This window comes from Streptomyces xinghaiensis S187 (assembly GCF_000220705.2).
GTDB lineage: Bacteria > Actinomycetota > Actinomycetes > Streptomycetales > Streptomycetaceae > Streptomyces > Streptomyces xinghaiensis.
In genome coordinates, this window is record NZ_CP023202.1 from 4,993,620 (window position 1) to 5,012,717 (window position 19,098).

Annotated in this window: 10 protein-coding genes; 6 read left to right on the forward strand and 4 right to left on the reverse strand. The window is 74.1% G+C overall.

Annotation, left to right across the window (positions count from 1 at the left end):
* Window positions 1-107: 107 nt before the first annotated feature.
* Window positions 108-3,071 carry a glycoside hydrolase family 84 protein gene (locus SXIN_RS21320; RefSeq protein ID WP_095758134.1) on the reverse strand — a complete coding sequence of 988 codons (2,964 nt, stop codon included), beginning with the start codon at window positions 3,069-3,071 and terminating at the stop codon, window positions 108-110.
* A 395-nt stretch (window positions 3,072-3,466) separates the two neighbouring features.
* Here SXIN_RS21320 and SXIN_RS21325 point away from each other — a divergent pair, with 395 nt between their 5' ends.
* The 4 genes from SXIN_RS21325 (at window position 3,467) to SXIN_RS21340 (ending at window position 7,930) form a co-directional block, all read left to right on the forward strand.
* On the forward strand, window positions 3,467-4,915 hold the full coding sequence (locus SXIN_RS21325; protein WP_095757380.1) for an amidase: 1,449 nt from the start codon (window positions 3,467-3,469) through the stop codon (window positions 4,913-4,915).
* 263 nt (window positions 4,916-5,178) lie between these two features.
* Window positions 5,179-5,454, forward strand: a complete 276-nt coding sequence (locus SXIN_RS21330) for a hypothetical protein (RefSeq protein WP_019706410.1) — start codon at window positions 5,179-5,181, stop codon at window positions 5,452-5,454.
* Entirely contained in the window at window positions 5,455-7,638 is a 2,184-nt protein-coding gene (gene malQ, locus SXIN_RS21335; protein ID WP_095757381.1) for a 4-alpha-glucanotransferase, read from the forward strand.
* Between the two features lie 49 nt (window positions 7,639-7,687).
* Window positions 7,688-7,930, forward strand: coding sequence for a hypothetical protein (locus SXIN_RS21340; protein ID WP_019706572.1), 243 nt, complete (start codon window positions 7,688-7,690; stop codon window positions 7,928-7,930).
* 238 nt (window positions 7,931-8,168) lie between these two features.
* On the opposite strand, the gene pepN is transcribed toward SXIN_RS21340, so the two are convergent.
* The 3 genes from pepN to SXIN_RS21355 all read right to left on the reverse strand — a co-directional run bounded on the left by pepN (window position 8,169) and on the right by SXIN_RS21355 (window position 15,431).
* Complete coding sequence (pepN, locus tag SXIN_RS21345) at window positions 8,169-10,781, reverse strand: aminopeptidase N (protein ID WP_095757382.1); 2,613 nt, start codon at window positions 10,779-10,781, stop codon at window positions 8,169-8,171.
* Between the two features lie 222 nt (window positions 10,782-11,003).
* Window positions 11,004-12,029 (reverse strand): aspartate-semialdehyde dehydrogenase, encoded by a 1,026-nt coding sequence (locus SXIN_RS21350; RefSeq protein ID WP_019709025.1) that lies wholly within the window; start codon window positions 12,027-12,029, stop codon window positions 11,004-11,006.
* A gap of 93 nt (window positions 12,030-12,122) precedes the next feature.
* Window positions 12,123-15,431, reverse strand: a complete 3,309-nt coding sequence (locus tag SXIN_RS21355; RefSeq protein WP_095758136.1) for a S8 family serine peptidase — start codon at window positions 15,429-15,431, stop codon at window positions 12,123-12,125.
* 470 nt (window positions 15,432-15,901) lie between these two features.
* Here SXIN_RS21355 and SXIN_RS21360 point away from each other — a divergent pair, with 470 nt between their 5' ends.
* Both SXIN_RS21360 and SXIN_RS21365 read left to right on the forward strand, forming a co-directional pair.
* Entirely contained in the window at window positions 15,902-17,650 is a 1,749-nt protein-coding gene (locus tag SXIN_RS21360; protein WP_095757383.1) for a TIGR03767 family metallophosphoesterase, read from the forward strand.
* Window positions 17,651-17,847: 197 nt separating this feature from the next.
* The gene (locus SXIN_RS21365) at window positions 17,848-19,038 is read left to right on the forward strand and encodes a serine hydrolase domain-containing protein (RefSeq protein WP_095757384.1); all 1,191 of its coding nucleotides are present in this window, start codon (window positions 17,848-17,850) and stop codon (window positions 19,036-19,038) included.
* Window positions 19,039-19,098 lie beyond the last annotated feature (60 nt).

Consider the following 19,098-nt stretch of genomic DNA (forward strand, 5'->3'; position numbering starts at 1 on the left):
TGCCGGGCCGCCCGGCCCCGCCCCGGTCCGCCGGGGAGGAGCGGGGGCGGTCACCGCTCGGGCGCGGGGCGCCGGGGCGGCTGCCGGACGGCGCGGGCGCGCCGGGCTCAGCGTCCGACCGCGTACGCCTCCACGGAGAACAGCGAGTAGCCGTACCGGGTGGCGCGCTGCTCGCCCTGGACGCGGATGAACCGGGTGTCCGGCGCGTCCATCCGCACCGACTCCCGGCCGCCCCGGCCGTCCCGCACGGCCGCCGCGTCCCGCCAGACGCGCCCGTCGGCCGAGACCTGGACGCGGTAGCGGGCCGCGTACGCGTCCTGCCAGTGCAGCACCACCTGGCCGACCCGGGCCGGACGGTCCAGCTCGATCTGGAACCAGGCGTTGTCCTCGGCCGGGGAGGACCAGCGGGTCGCCGGGTCGCCGTCGACGGCCGCCGGGGCCGGGAAGTCGGTGGTCTCGTCGCCCGAGGAGGTGGCCGTGGCGCCGCGCGCCAGATCCGGGCCGCCGGTCTCCGGGAACGCCCGTACGGTCAGGGTCCGCTTCTCGCCCGCGAAATCGAACGGCACCTCGTACGAACCGGCGGGGGTGTCCTCCGGGACGGAGACCGTTACCGGCACCTCGGTCTTCGTGCCCCGCCGCACGGTGACGCCCTGCGGGACCTTCACCTCGATGCCCTCGGGGGACGTGGCGACCAGCCGGCCGCGCACGTCCGCGGGGCGTTCGGCCGTCAGTTCGACCGGGATCTTCTCCTCGCCGCCGATCGTCACGTCCGTCTCCCCGCGCGCCAGGTCCAGCCGGGCGTCCGGCAGGTCGGCGAACCACGGCACCACGCCCCGCACCTCCGGGGCCCGGTCGCCGCGCGGCCAGGTCAGCCGCACGGTGTCCGCGCGGACGTCCTCCCCGCCGAGCTGCGTCCAGCCCTCCCCGGACAGCCGGCCCAGGCTCCGCCAGCCCTCGCCGGGCACACGGGCCTCCACGACCGCGCCGGTGTCCCGGTCCGGGGCGGACAGCACGGTCACCGCGGCCAGCGGGCGGGTGCCGCCCAGGTCGACGCGGAGTTCCCCGGGGCGTTCCGTGACCGCTTCACGGGGACGCGCCCGGTCGGCGCCCGTCCAGGCGTCCGCGCGCCCGACGGCCTTCTTCAGGAACGGGTCGAGCACGCCCTCGCCGACGGTCGCCGGGGAGGCGGCGATCTCCTTGCGGAGCCGCTGCAGGTCCAGCTGCGCCCGCCAGGCCGCTCCGCCGTTCCCGCGCGCCTGTGCGAGCAGCATCTCCACGGCGCGCTCGCCCGCACGGCCGTACCGCGCCAGCTGCGCCAGCCACGGACCGGCCTCGCGGTCCGCCGCCAGTTCCTCGCCGGCCGGACCGGAAATCTCCTCCGGCGCGCGGCGCATGACACGGAAGGCCTCGCTCAGCCGTTCGCCCGCGGTCTCCAGCTCCTCGCGGTCGCCGCGGCTGTGGGCCGTCCACAGCGCGTCGATCAGGGGCCGCAGATACGCCGACTCCTTGCCGCCCAGCCCGGAGGAGGCGCCGTGGGCCGCGAGGACGCCCAGCGCCCGGCGGGACCGGGCGTCCGGGCCCGCGAGCGCGTCGACGGCCGCCTGCCAGGACTCCTGCGGCCGGTAGCCGCGCGGGTTCCAGGAGAAGTCGGCCGCCGTGAAGAGCGGGAGGCGGGAGGCGGCCGGCTGTGCCATGGCGTTGGCCAGCAGGGCGGAGGAGCCGACGGCGACACCCGGCTCCCGGCCCCGGTACGGGCCGAGGAAGAGCCGGTCCTGCGCGAAGTCGTTGACCGGGTAGTTGTCCACGGTGACGAGGGGGTGGCCGAACGCCTCGCGGGCGTCCGCCAGCTGCCCGCCGGTGATCTTCTTCGGCACGACGCCGACGCCCGTCCAGGCGACCTCCACCTCCCGGCGGAGCGCTCCCGCGAGAGCGCTGCGGTAGGCGGTGGCGCCGTCCTGGTAGTACTCGGTGGGCATCACCGACAGCGGGGCGGCGCCGGGGTGGCGGTCGGCGAGATGCTCCGCGACGGCGTTGGCGACCCGGGCCTGGGCCCGGGCGGCGGCCTCCGGGCCGGAGCCGAACCGCTCGGCGTCCGCGTCGCAGTGCCACTCGCTGTAGCTCACGTCCTGGAACTGGAGCTGGAACGCGCGGACGCCCAGCGCCCACATGGCGTCGATCTTGCGGGTGAGCGCCCTGAGGTCGTCGTCGGAGGAGAAGCAGAGGGCCTGGCCGGGGGAGACCGCCCAGCCGAGCGTCACATGGTTGGCGCGGGCCCGTTCGGCGAGCGCGCGGAACTCGCCGCGCTGCCCGGCGGGGTACGGGTCGCGCCAGCGGCTCTGCCGGTACGGGTCGTCGCCGGCCGCGTAGAGATAGTGGTTCTGCTTGGTGCGGCCCAGGAAGTCGAGGTGCTCCAGCCGCTGTTCGCGGGTCCAGGGGGTGCCGTAGAAGCTCTCGGTGACGCCGCGCACGGCGGTGCCCGGCCAGTCGCGGACGACGACACCGGCGAAGGAGCGGCCGGCCCGGCCCGCCGTAGCGCCGTCGCTGCCGCTGCGGCTGTCACCGTCGCCGTCGCCGGACGGGACGACGAGCTGACGCAGCGTCTGCACGGCGTGGAAGAGGCCGTCACCGCCCCGGCCGGTGAGGGCGACGGTGTCCCGCCCGCCGGTCCGGCCGGCGGCCAGCCGGTAGCCGCCGGACGGCAGATCACCGGCCGACGGTGCGCGCAGGGCGCGCAGTGCCTCCGCCGCACCCTTCGCGTCCGCCCGCACCACCAGGGCGTCGTGCGGCAGTTCGCCGCCCGGGCGGACGTCGAGCACCCTGCGGGCGCCGGCCGAGCGCAGCAGGGCGCGCAGCGCGTCGAGCGCGTACGGGTCGGCGTTGTCATCGGACACCAGTGCGACCTGCTCGGTCACGCGGGCGGGCTCCCCCTGGGCGCGCAGATCCTGCGGGCGGGGCCAGACGGACGGTACGGAGGTGTCGCCCTTGCGCTCCTCGGCCGTGGAGGCCGAGTCGCCCGCGGGGGAGGGCGCCGCGGCCGCGGAGGGCGCCGTTCCGACGAGCCCGCCGATCATCGCGGCGGCCAGCGCGGTGGCCCCGGCGACGCGGGGGCGCAGCCCGGCGCCCCGCCGGCCCGGTCCGGCGGGCCCGTCCGCCGGCCGTGAATCGCCCCGTCCGTCGTCTGCGCCGCCCCCGAGCGGGCCGGTGAGCCGGAACTGCACGGTTGTCTCCTCGCCCTGTCCGAACCTGCCGGCCGCCCGCCCCTTCCGGGACGGAACCCCGGGCAACCGGAACCGAGCCCACCACCGCCCCGGGAGAAGTGTCAACGTTCGGGCCCCGCATGTCCCGATTGGCGAGGTATGGCAGGGGTGTTGGCGGGGGCCGGGCGGGTATAAGAGGGCTTCCGCCGGGCGGTGTCCGGGAGCCGCCGTGCCGGCCCCGGAGCGCCTGCCGGTCCTAGAGTGGGCGGATGGCGGATCCCCATGAGTTGACGATGCTCGAACAGGCCGCTGCCGTACGGGACGGAGAGCTGTCCCCGGTCGAACTCACCGAGCACTACCTGCGCCGCGTCGAACACCTGGACGCTTCCGTCGGCGCCTACCTCACCGTCACCGCCGACCGCGCCCTGGACGGCGCGCGGCGGGCCGAGCGCCTCCTCGCACGGCACGCGGCGGCTGGCGGAGCCGGGCTGCCGCCGCTGCTGGGGGTGCCGCTGCCGGTCAAGGACCTCGACGCCGTGCCGGGCGTCCGCTGCACCTACGGCTCCGCCGTCTTCGCCGGGCACACCGCCCCTGAGGACGAGGAACCGCGGCTCGTCGCGCTGCTCCGGGAGGCCGGCACCGTTCTGCTGGGCAAGACCAACACCCCCGAGTTCGGGCTGCCCGCCTACACCGAGGGCCGGGTCGGCCCGCCCGCCCGCTCGCCGTACGACCCGTCGCGGGGCGCGGGGGGCTCCAGCGGGGGCGCGGCCGCCGCCGTGGCCGCCGGGCTGGCGCCCGCCGCGCAGGGCAGCGACGGCGGCGGCTCCATCCGCATCCCCGCGAGCTGCTGCGGCATCGTCGGCGTCAAGCCGAGCCGGGGCCGGGTCAGCCCCGCCCCCGGCGGCGACATCAGCGGGCTGGCGACCGCCGGGCCGCTCGCCCGTACCGTCCGGGACGCCGCCGCGCTGCTCGACGTGATGGCGGCCCCGGCGCCCGGGGACCCGGTGCCGCTCGCCGCGCCCGGGACGCCCTTCCTCCGCTGGTGCGACCGGACGCCCGGACGGCTGCGGATCGGCCGCTGGGCCCGTCCTGACGTGCCCGGCGTCACCGTCGCGCCGGAGGTGCTCGCCGCCTACGAGAGGACGTCCGCGCTCCTGGCCGGACTGGGCCACGAGATCGTGGACGTGGAGCAGCCGCTGCGGCCGGGCGACCGGGACACCTTCACGCCCGTCTGGGCGGTGATGTCCGCGCTCGTGCCCGTCCCCGCGGAGCGGGAGGAGGAGCTGCTGCCGCTCACGCGCTGGCTGCGGGAGCGCGGCCGGGCCGCCACCGGCCTGGACTACGCGCGGGCCCTGGAGTCCATGCAGCGGGTCGGCCGGCGGCTGGCCGGGGCCGTCGCCCGGTGCGACGCCGTGCTCACCCCCACGCTCGCCCAGCTGCCGGCGCCCGTGGGCGCGCTGCGGAACGACGACGACCCGGCGGCCGATTTCGCCGCCCAGGTGGCGTTCACCCCGTTCACCGGGCCCTGGAACATCGCCGGGCTGCCCGCGGTCTCCCTGCCCGTGGAGTGGACGGACGAGGGGCTTCCGGTCGGGATGATGCTCGGCGCCGCGCACGGGGCCGAGGGCCCGCTGCTGGCGCTGGCCGCGCAGGTCGAGGCGGCCGTGGCGCCCCGTCCGGGGCCGTGGGGCTGGGGCCCGCGGCCCCGCGTCTGGTGAGCCTCCCGGGGGGATTCGTCCCGTCGTGTCCCGGTTTTTTCGTTGACTCCGCCACTGCCCCCCTTGTTTCTCTCGCAATAAATCCGCCGCCTTGACTACCCTTTCGGCTTCAAGCCCTGCGCCGGAAGCGCTGTCCGGCCGCGAAATCAACCCACCGGGGAGCGATTGTGACGAGAGCCACGTTCGCCCCGCGTTTGGGTCTGGCCCGGCTCCAGCGGGGTAGGGCTGCTGTGTCGTACCGACCACGATCTACGGAGGCCCAGGTGGCCACATCCGCTCTTCTCCTCTCGACCCTCTCCAAACCCGGCGACCCGGTCGAACCGTTCAATCCGCTGGACCTCGACGGACTGACGGACATCGACTCGGGTCTCGACGGCGCCAGCTCCGGCGAATACTCCGAACCCCCGCTCACCAGCGAACCACCGCTGCCCGACCGCACCCCCCTCACCAGCGAGCCCGCGCTCGCCACCGAACTTCCGCTGACCAGTGAACCCACGGCCACCGGCATGGGCGCCGGTCTGGAGTGCACGGAGGTCTGAATGGGCCGTGCGCGGCTCGCAGCGCTGCACGGGGTCGCGACGTCGTACGAGCCCTCCCCGGGCCGTACGCTCCGGGTCCCCGAGGACACCGTCGTCGCCGTGCTGGCGGCACTGGGAGTCGACGCCTCGACCCCGCAGGCCGTGCGCGCCGCCCTGGACCGGCGGGAACGGGCCGAGCGTGAACGGCTGCTGCCGCCGTCCGTCGTCGTGACGACGGGCCGGCCGCCGCGGCCCGGAACGCTGCCCGGCCTGCCGGAGGACGCGGCCCTGCGCGTCCGCACCGAGACCGGTCAGACCCTGGACTGGGACCCCGGCCCGGCCGTGACCCTGCCGACCGGCTGCCACACGCTTCACGCGGAGGCACCCGGCGGCCGGTCCGGCCGGGCCGTCCTGATCGTCGCGCCCGAACGGATGCCCGAACCGCCCGGCCGCACCCACGGCTTCCTCGTACAGCTGTACTCCCTGCTCTCGGCCCGTTCCTGGGGCATGGGCGACCTCGGCGACCTGGCCGAGCTCGCGGCCTGGTCCGGCCGGGAACTCGGCACCGGGTTCCTCCAGCTCAACCCGCTCCACGCCGCCGTACCCGGCGACCCCACGGACCCTTCGCCGTACCGGCCCTCCTCCCGCCGCTTCCCCGACCCGGTGCATCTACGCGTCGAGGACGTCCCCGAGTACGTCCGGCTGCCCGCCCCGGAGCGTGAGCGCGCCGCCGCCGTCGCCGCCCGCGCCGAAGCGCTGCGGGAGGGTGTCCTGCGCCGGGGAGCGCTCATCGACCGCGACGCCGTCTGGCGGCTCAAGCGCGAAGCCCTCGAACTCGTGCGCACGGTGCCGCTCGGCCCCGGCCGCCGCTCCGCCTACTGCGCCTTCCTCGCCGAACAGGGACAGGCCCTCGACGACCACGCCACCTGGTGCGCCCTCGCCGAGATCCACGGCCCCGACTGGCGGCAGTGGCCCGACGGGCTGAGCGACCCCCGCTCCCCGCAGGCCGCCCGTGCCCGCGGCGAGATCCTGGACCGCGTCGACTTCCACTGCTGGCTCGCCTGGCTCACCGACAGCCAGCTCGGCACCGCACAGCGCTCCGCCCTCGACGCCGGCATGCCCATCGGACTGGTGCACGACCTCGCGGTCGGCGTCCACCCCTCCGGCGCCGACGTCTGGGCCCGGCAGGACGTCTACGCCACCGGCATGTCCGTCGGTGCGCCCCCCGACGCCTTCACCCCGCACGGGCAGGACTGGGGCCTGCCGCCCTGGCGCCCCGACGCCCTCGCCGCCACCGGCTACGCCCCGTACCGGGGGCTGCTGCGGGGGCTGCTGCGGCACGCGGGCGCGCTCCGCATCGACCACGTCATGGGGCTCTCCCGGCTCTGGTGGGTCCCCGAGGGACGCCGGCCGACCGAGGGCGCCTACGTCCGCTACGACACCGAGGCCATGCTCGGCGTGCTCGCCCTGGAGGCGCACCGGGCCGGGGCCGTCGTCGTCGGCGAGGACCTGGGCACGGTGGAACCGGGGATGCGGGACGCCCTCGCGGAGCGCGGGGTGCTCGGCACATCGGTGCTCTGGTTCGAACGCGATTACGAGGAGCGGGACGCCCAGACGCCCGCCGCCGGTACCGGGGCCTCCCCGGCCCTCGCCGGCACCGCGGCCCCCGACGCCGCCGTCCGGGAGCGGCCGCGACCGCTGCGGCCCGAACGCTGGCGGGCCGGCTGCCTGGCCACCGCCACCACCCACGACCTGCCGAGCACCGCCGCCCGGCTGACGGGCGAGCACGTCGAACTGCGGCACCGGCTGGGCCTGCTGACCCGCCCGCTCGCCGAGGAACGGGCCGAGGACGCGGTGGAGACCGCCGAGTGGCTGGCCGTGCTCAGCGAACTGGGCCTGCTGGCCGGGGGCCGGGGCGACGAGGAGGAGGCGGTCCGCGCCGTTTACCGCTTCCTCTGCCGGACCCCGGCCCGCATGGTCGGCGTCTGGCTGCCGGACTGCGTGGGCGACCGGCGCCCGCAGAACCTGCCCGGGACCTGGGACGAGTACCCCAACTGGCGGCTGCCCGTCGCCGACGCCGCCGGCCGCCCGGTCACCCTGGAACACCTCGCCGCCTCACCGCGCCTGCACGCCCTGATGACCGATCTCGCCGGTCACCTGGCCGCGTCCCCGGCGGACGGGGCGGGGGCCGCCGGACGGCCGTGAGGGGCACCCCGGCCGCGCGGGTCCGCCGGGCGTTCGCTACGTTGGCACCGTGGACAACAAGAACGTGCTGCGCACCGGTGCCGTCATGGCCGGTTCGACGCTGATGATGCTGCTGATGTCGTCCCCGGCGTTCGCCCTGATGCGCGACGACGGCGACGACCCGGGCCCGGGCCTGAGCGTCGGTGAGACCCTGGGTCTCTACGTCGCCCTCCCGGTCCTCTCGTTCCTCGTCATCGCCGGACTGGTGATGGTGCTGGACAAGTCGCGCAAGCAGGAGAAGCGGCAGGTCTGAGCCGCCGCACTCCGCGCGCCCCGGCGCGCGCCGCCCCCGGAACCACCCCTGGTCCGGGGGCCGCCTCGCGTCCGCAGCCACAGCCACAGCCGCAGCCCCGAACGCGGAACGGCTGGCGCCGGGCGGTACGTCCGTGACGTACCGCCCGCGCCCGCCGCCCTCCGTGCGTGCCGCGGAAGTGCCCGCCGGGGGCCCGCGGAAGCGCCCTCCGGCGCCGGATGCCGCGGGACCGGCCGGCTCAGACGGCGGCGGCCGCGTCCGCCGCCTGCGCCTTGAGCGCCCGCTCGACCCCGGCCCGGGACTCGGTGACCAGCCGGCGCAGGGCCGGCGAGGGCTCGGCCGACTCCAGCCAGGCGTCCGTGGCGTCCAGCGTCTCCCGGGAGATCTGGAGCGCCGGGTAGAGACCGACCGCGATCTGCTGCGCCATCTCGTGGCTGCGCGACTCCCAGACGTCCTTCACCGCGGCGAAGTACTTGGCCGCGTACGGGGCGAGCAGCTCCTGCTGGTCGGTCTGGACGAAGCCGCCGATGACGGCCTCCTGCTGCGCGTTCGGCAGCTTGTCCGACTCGACCACCGACGCCCACGCCTCCGCCTTGGCCTCCTCCGTCGGCCGGGCCGCCCGCGCGGTCGCCGCGTGCCGCTCGCCCGCCGAGGTGCGGTCGCGCTCCAGCTCGGCCGCGATCTCCGGCTCGTCCGCCCGGCCGGTGGCCGCCAGCCGCCCCAGCAGCGTCCAGCGCAGCTCGGTGTCGACGGCGAGGCCCTCGACCGTCTCCGTTCCGTCGAGCAGCCCCTGCACCAGGTCGAGCTGGGGCTCCGTACGGGCGGTGGCGGCGAAGGCGCGGGCCCAGGCGAGCTGGTGGTCGCTGCCGGGCTCGGCCGCCCGCAGGTGCTCCAGGGCCGCTTCGCTCCAGCGCGCCAGGCCCAGCTCGCGCCAGGACGGCGCCGCGTACAGCGCCAGGGCCAGCTTCACCTGCCGGTGCAGCGACTGGACGACGCCGATGTCCGACTCCTTGCCGATCCCGGAGAGGACCAGTTCCAGGTAGTCGCGGGTGGCCAGCTCGCCGTCCCGGGTCATGTCCCAGGCCGAGGCCCAGCACAGGGCCCGCGGCAGCGACTCGGTGAAGTCGCCGAGGTGCTGGGTGACCACGGCCAGCGACTCGGGGTCGAGCCGCACCTTGGCGTACGACAGGTCGTCGTCGTTGAGGAGGATCACGGCGGGGCGCTCCCTCCCCGCCAGCTGCGGCACCTCGGTCAGCTCGCCGTCGATGTCCAGTTCGATCCGCTCGGTGCGGACCAGCTTGCCGTCCCGCAGCTCGTAGCAGCCGATGGCGATCCGGTGCGGCCGCAGCGTGCCCAGCGGCGGTCCCGCCTCGCCGGAGACGGAGGCCTTGGCGCCCAGCGGCAGCGCCGGGGCCTCCTGCCGTACGGCGAAGGAGGTGATCGTGGAGCCGTCGCCCGCGATCTCGGGGCGCAGGACGTTGATGCCCGCCGTCTGCAGCCATGCCTGCGACCAGGCCCCCAGATCGCGGCCGGAGGTCTCCTCCAGCGCGCCCAGCAGGTCGGAGAGGCGGGTGTTGCCCCACTCGTGCCGCTTGAAGTACGTCTGCACGCCGCGGAAGAACTCGTCCATGCCGACATAGGCGACGAGCTGCTTGAGCACCGAGGCGCCCTTGGCGTACGTGATGCCGTCGAAGTTGACCAGGACGTCGTCGAGGTCCCGGATCTCCGCCATGATCGGGTGGGTGGACGGCAGCTGGTCCTGCCGGTAGGCCCAGGTCTTCATGGAGTTGGCGAAGGTGGTCCAGGAGTGCGGCCACTTCGAGCCGGGGGCGTGCGCCTGGCAGGCGATGGAGGTGTAGGTGGCGAACGACTCGTTCAGCCAGAGGTCGTTCCACCACTCCATGGTGACGAGATCGCCGAACCACATGTGGGCCAGCTCGTGGAGGATGGTCTCGGCGCGCGTCTCGTACGCCGCGTCGGTCACCTTGGACCGGAAGACGTACTGGTCGCGGATGGTGACGGCACCGGCGTTCTCCATCGCGCCCGCGTTGAACTCCGGGACGAACAGCTGGTCGTACTTCTCGAACGGGTACGGGTAGTCGAACTTCTCCTGGAACCAGTCGAAGCCCTGCCGGGTGACCTCGAAGATCGCGTCCGCGTCCAGGTGCTCGGCCAGGGAGGGACGGCAGTAGACGCCCAGCGGCACCGAGCGGCCCTCGCCCTCCCAGGTGCTGTGCACGCTGTGGTACGGGCCCGCGATCAGCGCGGTGACGTAGGTGGAGAGCGGCGGGGTCGGGGCGAACCGCCAGACGCCGTCCGCCGGCTTCTCCGCGCCGTCCGCGAGCGGGGCGCCCGAGATGACCGTCCACCCCTCGGGCGCCGTCACGGTGAACGTGAAAGTCCCCTTGAGGTCCGGCTGTTCGAAACAGGCGAAGACCCGCCGGGCGTCCGGCACCTCGAACTGGGTGTAGAGATACGCCTGCTGGTCCACCGGGTCGACGAAGCGGTGCAGGCCCTCACCCGTGTTGGTGTACGCGCAGTCGGCGACCACCCGCAGCTCGTTCGGCCCGGCCGCCAGGGACGGCAGCGCGATCCGCGAGTCGGCGAAGACCTCCGCCGGGTCGAGCGCCGTGCCGTTCAGCACCACCTCGCGCACCGCCGGCGCCACCAGGTCGACGAAGGTGGAGGCCCCCTCCTCGGCCGCGTCGAAGCGGACCGTGGTGACCGACCGGAAGGTGCCCCCCTCCGGCTCCTGCGCGTTGCTCAGGTCCAGCTCGATCTCGTAACCGTGGGTGGTCAGGAGGCGCGCCCGCTGCTGCGCCTCCTCCCGTGTGAGGTTCGTGCCAGGCACGGTAGGCATCTCCCATTCGTCGGACGGAACGGCCATCCTCGCACGGGGGGACCCCATGATCGCAGCAGGTTTTGCGGAGCCGCCGGGCCCGGTTCCGGCGGGTTTCCGGGACCGCCGCGGAAGGGCGGCCCCGGTGCCCGGAACGGACCGGACCGGCCCGGAAGAGACCGGTCCCGGCCCATAACGGACCGGGACCGGGTGTCCGGGATCAGCCCGCCGGGATCAGCCCGCCTGGGCGACCACCAGTTCGGCGATCTGCACGGCGTTGAGCGCCGCGCCCTTGCGCAGGTTGTCGCTGGAGCAGAAGAGCGCCAGCCCGTGCTCCACCGTCTCGTCCGCGCGGATGCGGCCGACGAAGGTCGGGTCCTGGCCGGCGGCCTGCAGCGGGGTGGGGATGTCCGACAGGGTCACGCCCGGGGCGCCCGCGAGGAGCTCCTTGGCGCGCTCGGGGCTGATCGGGCGTTCGAAGCGGGCGTTGATCTGGAGCGAGTGGCCGGTGAAGACGGGGACCCGGACGCAGGTGCCGGAGACCTTCAGCCCGGGGATCTCCAGGATCTTCCGGCTCTCGTTGCGGAGCTTCTGCTCCTCGTCGGTCTCGGCGGACCCGTCGTCCACGACCGATCCGGCCATCGGCAGCACGTTGAACGCGATCGGCCGCACGTACTTCTGCGGCTCGGGGAACTTCACGGCCGCACCGTCGTGGGTCAGCGCCGTCGCCGACCCCGCCGCCTCGCGGATCTGCTCGTCCAGCTCCTGGACCCCGCCCAGGCCGCTGCCGGACACCGCCTGGTACGTCGAGACGACCAGGGAGGACAGCCCGGCCTCGGCGTGCAGCGGGCGCAGCACGGGCATGGCCGCCATGGTGGTGCAGTTCGGGTTGGCGATGATCCCCTTGGGGCGCCGCATGGCGGCGTGCGGGTTGACCTCGGCGACGACCAGCGGGACGTCGGGGTCCAGCCGCCAGGCGGAGGAGTTGTCGATCACCACGGGGCCGGCGGAGGCGACCTTCTCGGCCAGGGCGCGCGAGGTGGCGCCGCCCGCCGAGAAGAGCACCACGTCGAGACCGGAGTAGTCGGCCGTGGTCGCGTCCTCGACGGTGATCTGCTCGCCCTGCCAGTCCAGGGTCTTCCCGGCCGAGCGGGCCGATGCGAAGAGCCGCAGCCGTTCCACCGGGAACGAGCGTTCGGCCAGCATCTTCCGCATCACGCCGCCGACCTGTCCGGTGGCTCCGACGATTCCGATCCTCATGGGACGCCTTCCTCTGCTGCTGCCTTGGTGCCGTACTGCCGGCGGGGCGGGTGCTCCGAGAGCGCCCGCCCCGCCGTCCAGTGTCTCAGGCCGCTACGGAAGGACCTTTTCGATCTTGACGCTGCCCTTGCCGGTGACCGTGCCGTGGGCGTTCAGCAGGCTGACCTCGCCGAAGAACTCACGGCCCTCCGGAGCCGCGCCGTTCACCACGACCTCGGCTTCCACCTGCGCGGATGCGCCGTTGCCGAGCTTCACGACCGCCGATTCGTCCACGGTCACCTCGCCGAGCGAGGAGGCGTAGAACACATCGAGGTAGTCGTACTCGGTGGTGCCCGCGGGCACCGAGTAGCCGTCCACCACCACGGTGTACGTGCCGGCCGCGGGCTCGGTCAGCGTCACCGACTCCTCGGAGTCGCCGTCCGCGTCGTAGTCCACGAGCTCGCCGTCCTTGTAGACCGAGAGGTCCAGGTCGGCGCCGGTGTCGGAGGGTGAGCCGATGGTCACGTCCAGCCGGGAGACGCCCTCGGGGACCTCGACGGTGGTCTCCTGCGAGGCGCCGTCGCCGATGGACGGGCGCGCGCTCTTGGCCGAGCCCAGCTCGCCGCCCCGCAGCCTGCCGTCGATGGCGCCGAAGCCGTTGGTGACCTTCCAGTCCACCGAGGCCGGGGTGCCGGTCTCGGCCTCCTCGATGGTCCGCACGGCCGGGTCGAAGACGGTGCCGAGCGCCGTCGCCGTCACCGTGTACGGGTTGTACAGCAGCGGCGAGGTGCGCCGCGACTCGACCTCGATCTCCCACACGCCCGGCATCGGGTCGGCGTAGCCGCGCCGCGACGGGTCACAGGTGTTGTTGGGGCTGTCGTAGTTCGGGTAGCAGTAGATCGTGCTGCTCGGGTCGACCGGCACGCCGTACGGGTTGATGGCGATCCACCGGGTCTGGCTGCCGTCCTTCAGCCCGTCCATCCGGACCTCGAGGCTCTTGGCACCCTCCGGCACGGTGACGAAGTGCGAGGTGTTCCGGTTCCGCTCGGCCTTGCCGGACTTCTTCACCGCGTACGACGGGGCGGCCAGCTCGTCGGCGACCACGACGCTCGTCATGATCTGGTGGTCGGTGCCCCTGGTGCGCCGGTCGTCCAGCTCCAGGACGGCGCTGTGGAAGCCGGCGGTACGCGCCTTGGCCCGGACCTTGACGGTGACCGGCTTGTCCAGCGGCAGGTTGACGGTGTCGTAGCCCGCGAGGGAGAAGGTGCCGTCGTTGTTCGCCCAGTTCAGCTCGTGCCGGACGGGCCGGTCCGGACCGCTGGTGCGGGTGACGGTGACGTCGTACGTCCGGGACTGGCGGACCTTGAGGCCGCCCTCGCGGTCGTAGACGCCGGTGCCGCGGTGCGGGGTCTTGAGATAGCCGGAGAGCACGGTGTCCACCGGGGCGGAGACCGTGTACTCGTGGGCGCTCGCGCCGTTGCGGATCGCGGACCAGGCGTCCACCACGTCCATGAGCCCGGCGCCCTGCTCGTACGCCTGGAAGCCCCTGATGCGGTGGGCCGTGCTGGTCAGCGCGGTGCGCAGCTTCGCCGGGGTGAGGTCGATCTTCTTCTGCTTCGCGGCGGAGAGCAGCAGCGCGGAGGCGCCGGCGGCCTGCGGGGAGGCCATCGACGTGCCCTGCAGCATCCCGTAGCCGGGCGGCAGCTCGTAGCCGGCCTCGGCGACCGGCTGGCCGGGCTGCCAGCTCGGGACGGTGTTGATGGACGCCCCGGGCGCGGCGAGGGTCGGGGTGAAGCCGCCGTCCTCGCGCGGGCCCCGGGAGGAGAACGGCATCATCGAGTAGCGGGTCCGCATCACGGAGCCGTAGTTGGCCGCCCAGGTCTCCCGGGAGGCGGAGGCGCCAACGCTGATCACCTTGTCGGCGAGTGAGGGGTCGCCGATGGTGTTGGCGCCGGGACCGCTGTTGCCGGCGGAGATGACGAGCTGGACGCCGTAGGTGTCGATGAGCCGGGTGTACAGCTCGGAACGGGCGTTGTTGCCGTCGTTCAGCGGGGGCAGTCCGCCGATCGACATGTTGACGATGTCGACGCCGCGGTTGACGACGAGGTCGATCATGCCCTCGGTGAGCGCGACGTTGGTGCAGCCGCCGGACCAGGTGCAGGCGCGCGAGGAGACGAGCTTCGCGCCGGGGGCGGCGCCGTCCATCTTGCCGCCGAAGAGGCCGTTGGCGGCGGTGATGCCCGCGACGTGCGTGCCGTGGGAGCCCTCGACGACGCCGATGTTGACGAAGTCGGCCGTCTTGCCGGTCCAGTCGCCGCCGTACGGGTCCATCGGCACGTCCTTGCGGATCTCCACCACGAAGGGGATCCGCTCGGCGATCGCCGTGTCCGGGTCGTCGGTGCCGAAGTAAGCGACATCGAAGCCGTCCTTGTACGGCTTCATCGCCTCCTGGTCGCCGAAGTCGCCGTCGTCGTCGAGGTCGACGCGGACGGTGCCGGCGGCCGGGTCGTACAGCACGCCCCAGGTGTCGGTGGTGTCGCCGTCCCGGTTGAGGTCGCCCGCCATGTCACCGCCGGTGGTGGCGGACTCGGCGAAGCGGCTGACGCGGTACGAGCCCTCGGGCGCGGTCCAGGTGCGGCCGGCGTAGGTGAAGGTCGGCCCGGAGACGTCCTGGACCATGGGGCGCCAGGTGCCGTCGCCGTCCACGATCGGGTCGGTCGCCGTCACCCAGTCGGTGATCTTGCGCTCGCCGGTGGTGGTCTCCTGCAGGGCGGAGTGCCCGAGGTCCACGCCGGAGTCGAGGATGCCGATGGTGATGCCCCGGCCGTCCGCCTTCGGGTTCTTCTTCACGAAGTCGACGGCGCCGGTCTCGTGGGACGGCTGGTACGGGTTCTTCGCCGGGGTGTTCTCGTCCGGGCCGTCGTACGAGCCGGTGGGGCCGGTTTTGGCGCCCTTCGCGCGGTCGCCCTTCGGCGTCGGGTCCGGCAGCTTGATCTCCTGGCGGAGGTCGATGCCGTGCACGGAGGAGAGCTTCGCGGCCTTGGCGATGGCGGCGTCGGCGCGGCCGGTGGGCACGGTGGCCCGCACATAGCCGAGCTTGTCGTAGGTGCGGCCGACGGAGGCGCCCTTGACGGACTCCAGTTCGTCCACGGCCCGCTCGGTCGCCCCGGGGGCGGTGGCGAGCATCATCGTGACGTTCTTGTCGCCGTCGGACTTGGCCTCGGCGAGCAGTTCGGCGTCGGCGGAGCCGAGCTTGTCCGCCGATGACTTCGCCGGGGCGGGGGAGGAGCCCGGGTCGCCGTCCGCCGCGAAGGCCGGGACGGGGCCGGCCGCGGCGAGCGCGGCCACCAGGCCCGCGGTGATCGCCGCGCGGGCCGCGCGTCTCGGGCCGGACGGCGGCTCGGGTATGGGAGAAGAAGGCATGGCCACCCTTGTTCGGAAATCGGATCCGGTTGACCGCACTTATATGTAAGTGCGAAGAGTTTGGGGAGGGTTGGGCGCCCGCTGAGCGGACGGTGGCGTATTTCCGCCACCGCCATTCGGGGGCGAAGCGGGTCCGAAGCCCTAATTCGCCGGTGGCGTGAGTTCGTTGAAAGCCGGGCGAACGCCCTTCGAAGGCCGCCCCGGAGGCCGCCGTTCCACGCCGGCCGCCCTTCTGCCGTCCGCCGCATGCCTCCGGCACGGGCCGGCCCCGGTGAACGCCGGGTGAGCGGCGGGGAACCCGCGGGCCGGAGCCGGATGACCGCTTCCCGTACCGGTGATCGATGTGCGGCGATGGGCGCCCGACGTTCCGGTCTCGTTCAAACAGGGGCCACCCCCGGTGCCAAGCATCCGGGGGAGCGGGGCGCGTCCCCGCTTCCGCCGTGTCCGCGCGCAGCACCCGGGGAGTCCCCATGTCCCGCATCGGAACGACCGACTCCGCAGCCCTCCACCGCCGTGCCCTGCTCGCCACCGTCGGCGCGCTCGGGGTCTCCGCCGGCTTCGGCACGGCCCTCGGCTCCGGGAGCGGACCCGCGGAGGCCGCCACCGCGCCGCCCCGCACCCGCTCCGCCGGGCCCGTCACCGGGCCGTCCACCGCGCCGCCGGACCGCGCCCGCACCAGCTCCTCCCGGCAGGGCACCACGCTCGACTCGGTGGCCACCCCGCGCGGCGCCACGGGCTACCGGCGGCTCGGAGAGGGCCCCGGCTGGCCCCGCGTCGTCCGCTCCGAACTGGCGTCCGCCCGGAAGGGCAGAGCGGACCGGCGCACCGCGCTCGCCTGCTTCGTCCAGTTCACGGACCTGCACATCGTCGACGTCCAGCACCCGCTGCGCTACGAGTACCTGCGCGCCTCGACCGCCAGCGCCTGGCGCCCGCAGGAGGCGCTCTCCGTCGCCGGCACCGTCTCGCTGATCGAACGCGTCAACGCGCTGCCCGGCGGCCCCGCCACCGGCAGCCCGCTCGCCTTCGCCATGACCACCGGTGACAACACCGACAACAACTCCCGCGCCGAACTGCAGTGGTTCCTCACCGCCATGAGCGGCGGCCGGATCATCCCCAACACCGGCGACGACCGCCGCTACGAGGGCGTGCAGAACAGCGGCCTTCCGCTCTACTGGCAGCCGGAGGACGCCCTGCGCGACGGCGACAAGCAGCTCGGCTTCCCCCGGATCGACGGCTTCCTCGACGCGGCGATCCGCGAGGTCCGCAGCCCCGGGCTGCGCATGCCCTGGTACTCCACGGTCGGCAACCACGACACCCTGCCCGGCGGCGCCTACGCCCGCGGCGGCTTCTTCGCCGAGTTCGCCGTCGGCGGGCGCAAGCTGGAGAGCCTGTCCCCGGCCGAGGGCGCCGCGCTCTGGGCCAACGTCAGGAAGGCCGGCGACCCCGAGGGCCGCCGCTTCGAGGAACTGCTGCGCTCCCGCACCCGCGCCATGCGCCGGGTCACCCCCGACGAGCGCCGCGCACCCTTCACGCCGCTCGAATACGTGACCGCCCACCTCGACCCCTGGCACACCGGGCCGGGTCCGCGCGGCCACGGCTACACCAGCGACAACCTCGCCGAGGAACGCCTGTACTACTCCTTCCGCATCGCCGAGGGCGTGCTCGGCATCAGCCTCGACAGCACCGACAACGGCGGCCACTACGAGGGCTCCCTCGGCACCGCGCAACTCCGCTGGCTGGAACGGACCCTCACCGCCCACCGCGACGAACACGTCCTGGTCTTCAGCCACCACACCGGTTCCACCATGCGCAATCTGCGCCCCGACCCCGCCCGGCCGGACGAGAAGCGGCACGGCGGCGAGGAACTGCTGGCCGTGCTCGGCCGCCACCGCAACGTCCTGGCGTGGATCAACGGCCACAGCCACAAGAACAACATCACCCCGCGCGACGGCTTCTGGGAGATCTCCACGGCCTCACACGTCGACTTCCCCCAACTCGCCCGGGTGATCGAACTGGTGGACAACCACGACGGCACGCTCTCCCTCTTCACCACGCTGGTGGAATCGGCCGCTCCGTACCGCGCCGACCACTCCGACCTCTCCCAGACCGGACTGGCCTCCCTCTACCGCGAGCTGTCCCTCAACACCCCCGGCGCGCGCACCACGCTCTCGGGCGAACCGGGCGACCGCAACACCGAACTGCTGCTCGCCCGGGGCTGACGGGTGCCGCCGCGAAGCCCGTCCCGACCAGCCGGAACGCGCCGCGGAGCGGACGGAACCAGCCCCTCCGCCCCGAACCGCCGCAACGGCGTCAACTCCCGCACCGGCGCGGGAGTCCTTCCCGGCGCGGTACCGCCGCGGCACGGCACGGTCCATCGCACGCAGGCAACGGGCAGGCAACGGAGGGAACGGACTTCATGGCGACACGTTCAGGCAGAGAACGGCGCGGCGCACTCACCGCGGCCCTGACGGCGGCGGTCCTCGCGCTCGGCGCGCTGAGCGCCCCGGTGGCGGCCGCGGCGGGCCAGGCGGCGGCGAAGCCGGAGACGGAGACGGGCCGCGGACACGCGGCGACACAGGAGGCCATGGACGCACAGGTCGCCGCGGGCCTCCCCGGGGTGCTGCTCCAGGCCGTCGACCGGCACGGCGTCTGGAACGGCTCTTCCGGCGTCGCCGACCTGGAGACCGAGCGCCCCCGGCTGCCGAAGGACCGCTTCCGCGTCGGCAGCATCACCAAGACCTTCGTGGCCACCGTCCTCCTCCAACTGGAGTCGGAACGGCGGATCGACCTCGACGACACCGTCGAGCAGTGGCTCCCGGGCGTGGTGCGCGGCAACGGCAACGACGGCCGGAAGATCACCGTCCGGCAGCTCCTCAACCACACCAGCGGCGTCTTCAACTACACCGACGACCCCGGCATCGAGGAGAAGATCTCCGGCCCCGGTTTCCTGGAACACCGCTACGACACCTGGACGCCGGAGCAGCTCGTGCGGATCGCCATGGGGCACGAGCCGGACTTCGCGCCGGGCACGAGCTGGAACTACTCCAACACCAACTACGTCCTGGCCGGCATGGTCATCGAGCGGGTGACCGGCGAGGAGTACGCCGAGGAGATCGAGCGCCGCATCCTCCGCCCGCTCCGTCTGCGCGCCACCACGGTGCCCGGCACCGACCCGGAGATGCCCCGCCCGCACGGCCGCGCCTACTCCACGCTGGGAGGCGACCCGGAGGAGAAGATCTACGACACCACGGAACTCAACCCCTCCGTCGCCGGAGCGGCCGGGGAGATGATCTCCACCACGGGCGACCTGAACCGCTTCTACCGGGCCCTGGTGCGCGGCAAGCTGCTGCCGGACCGTCAGCTGAAGGCCATGCTCACCACCGTGGACACCGGGTTGCCGGGACTCGACCGCTACGGCCTGGGCATCTACCCGGAGACGCTCTCCTGCGGCGTGACCATCTGGGGTCACAGCGGCGGCATCCGCGGCTCCGGTTCCGCGGCGACCGTCACCCGGACGGGGGACCACGCGGCCTCCTTCAACGCCAACGGCGACTGGACCGGCGACGGCCGGGCCGTGGCCGAGGCGGAGTACTGCGGCACGTCCTGACCCGGACGCCGCCGCACAGCGGCCGGCCGCCCGCCCCGCACGCGGGGACGGGCGGCCGGC

What these genes read in the sequence shown, in the direction of transcription:
- SXIN_RS21355 (WP_095758136.1), bottom strand. Translation starts at nt 15,431, where the DNA reads ATGCCTTCTTCTCCCATACCCGAGCCGCCGTCCGGCCCGAGACGCGCG.
- SXIN_RS21365 (WP_095757384.1), top strand. Translation starts at nt 17,848, where the DNA reads ATGGCGACACGTTCAGGCAGAGAACGGCGCGGCGCACTCACCGCGGCC.
- SXIN_RS21350 (WP_019709025.1), bottom strand. Translation starts at nt 12,029, where the DNA reads ATGAGGATCGGAATCGTCGGAGCCACCGGACAGGTCGGCGGCGTGATG.
- SXIN_RS21360 (WP_095757383.1), top strand. Translation starts at nt 15,902, where the DNA reads ATGTCCCGCATCGGAACGACCGACTCCGCAGCCCTCCACCGCCGTGCC.
- SXIN_RS21320 (WP_095758134.1), bottom strand. Translation starts at nt 3,071, where the DNA reads ATGATCGGCGGGCTCGTCGGAACGGCGCCCTCCGCGGCCGCGGCGCCC.
- SXIN_RS21325 (WP_095757380.1), top strand. Translation starts at nt 3,467, where the DNA reads ATGGCGGATCCCCATGAGTTGACGATGCTCGAACAGGCCGCTGCCGTA.
- malQ (WP_095757381.1), top strand. Translation starts at nt 5,455, where the DNA reads ATGGGCCGTGCGCGGCTCGCAGCGCTGCACGGGGTCGCGACGTCGTAC.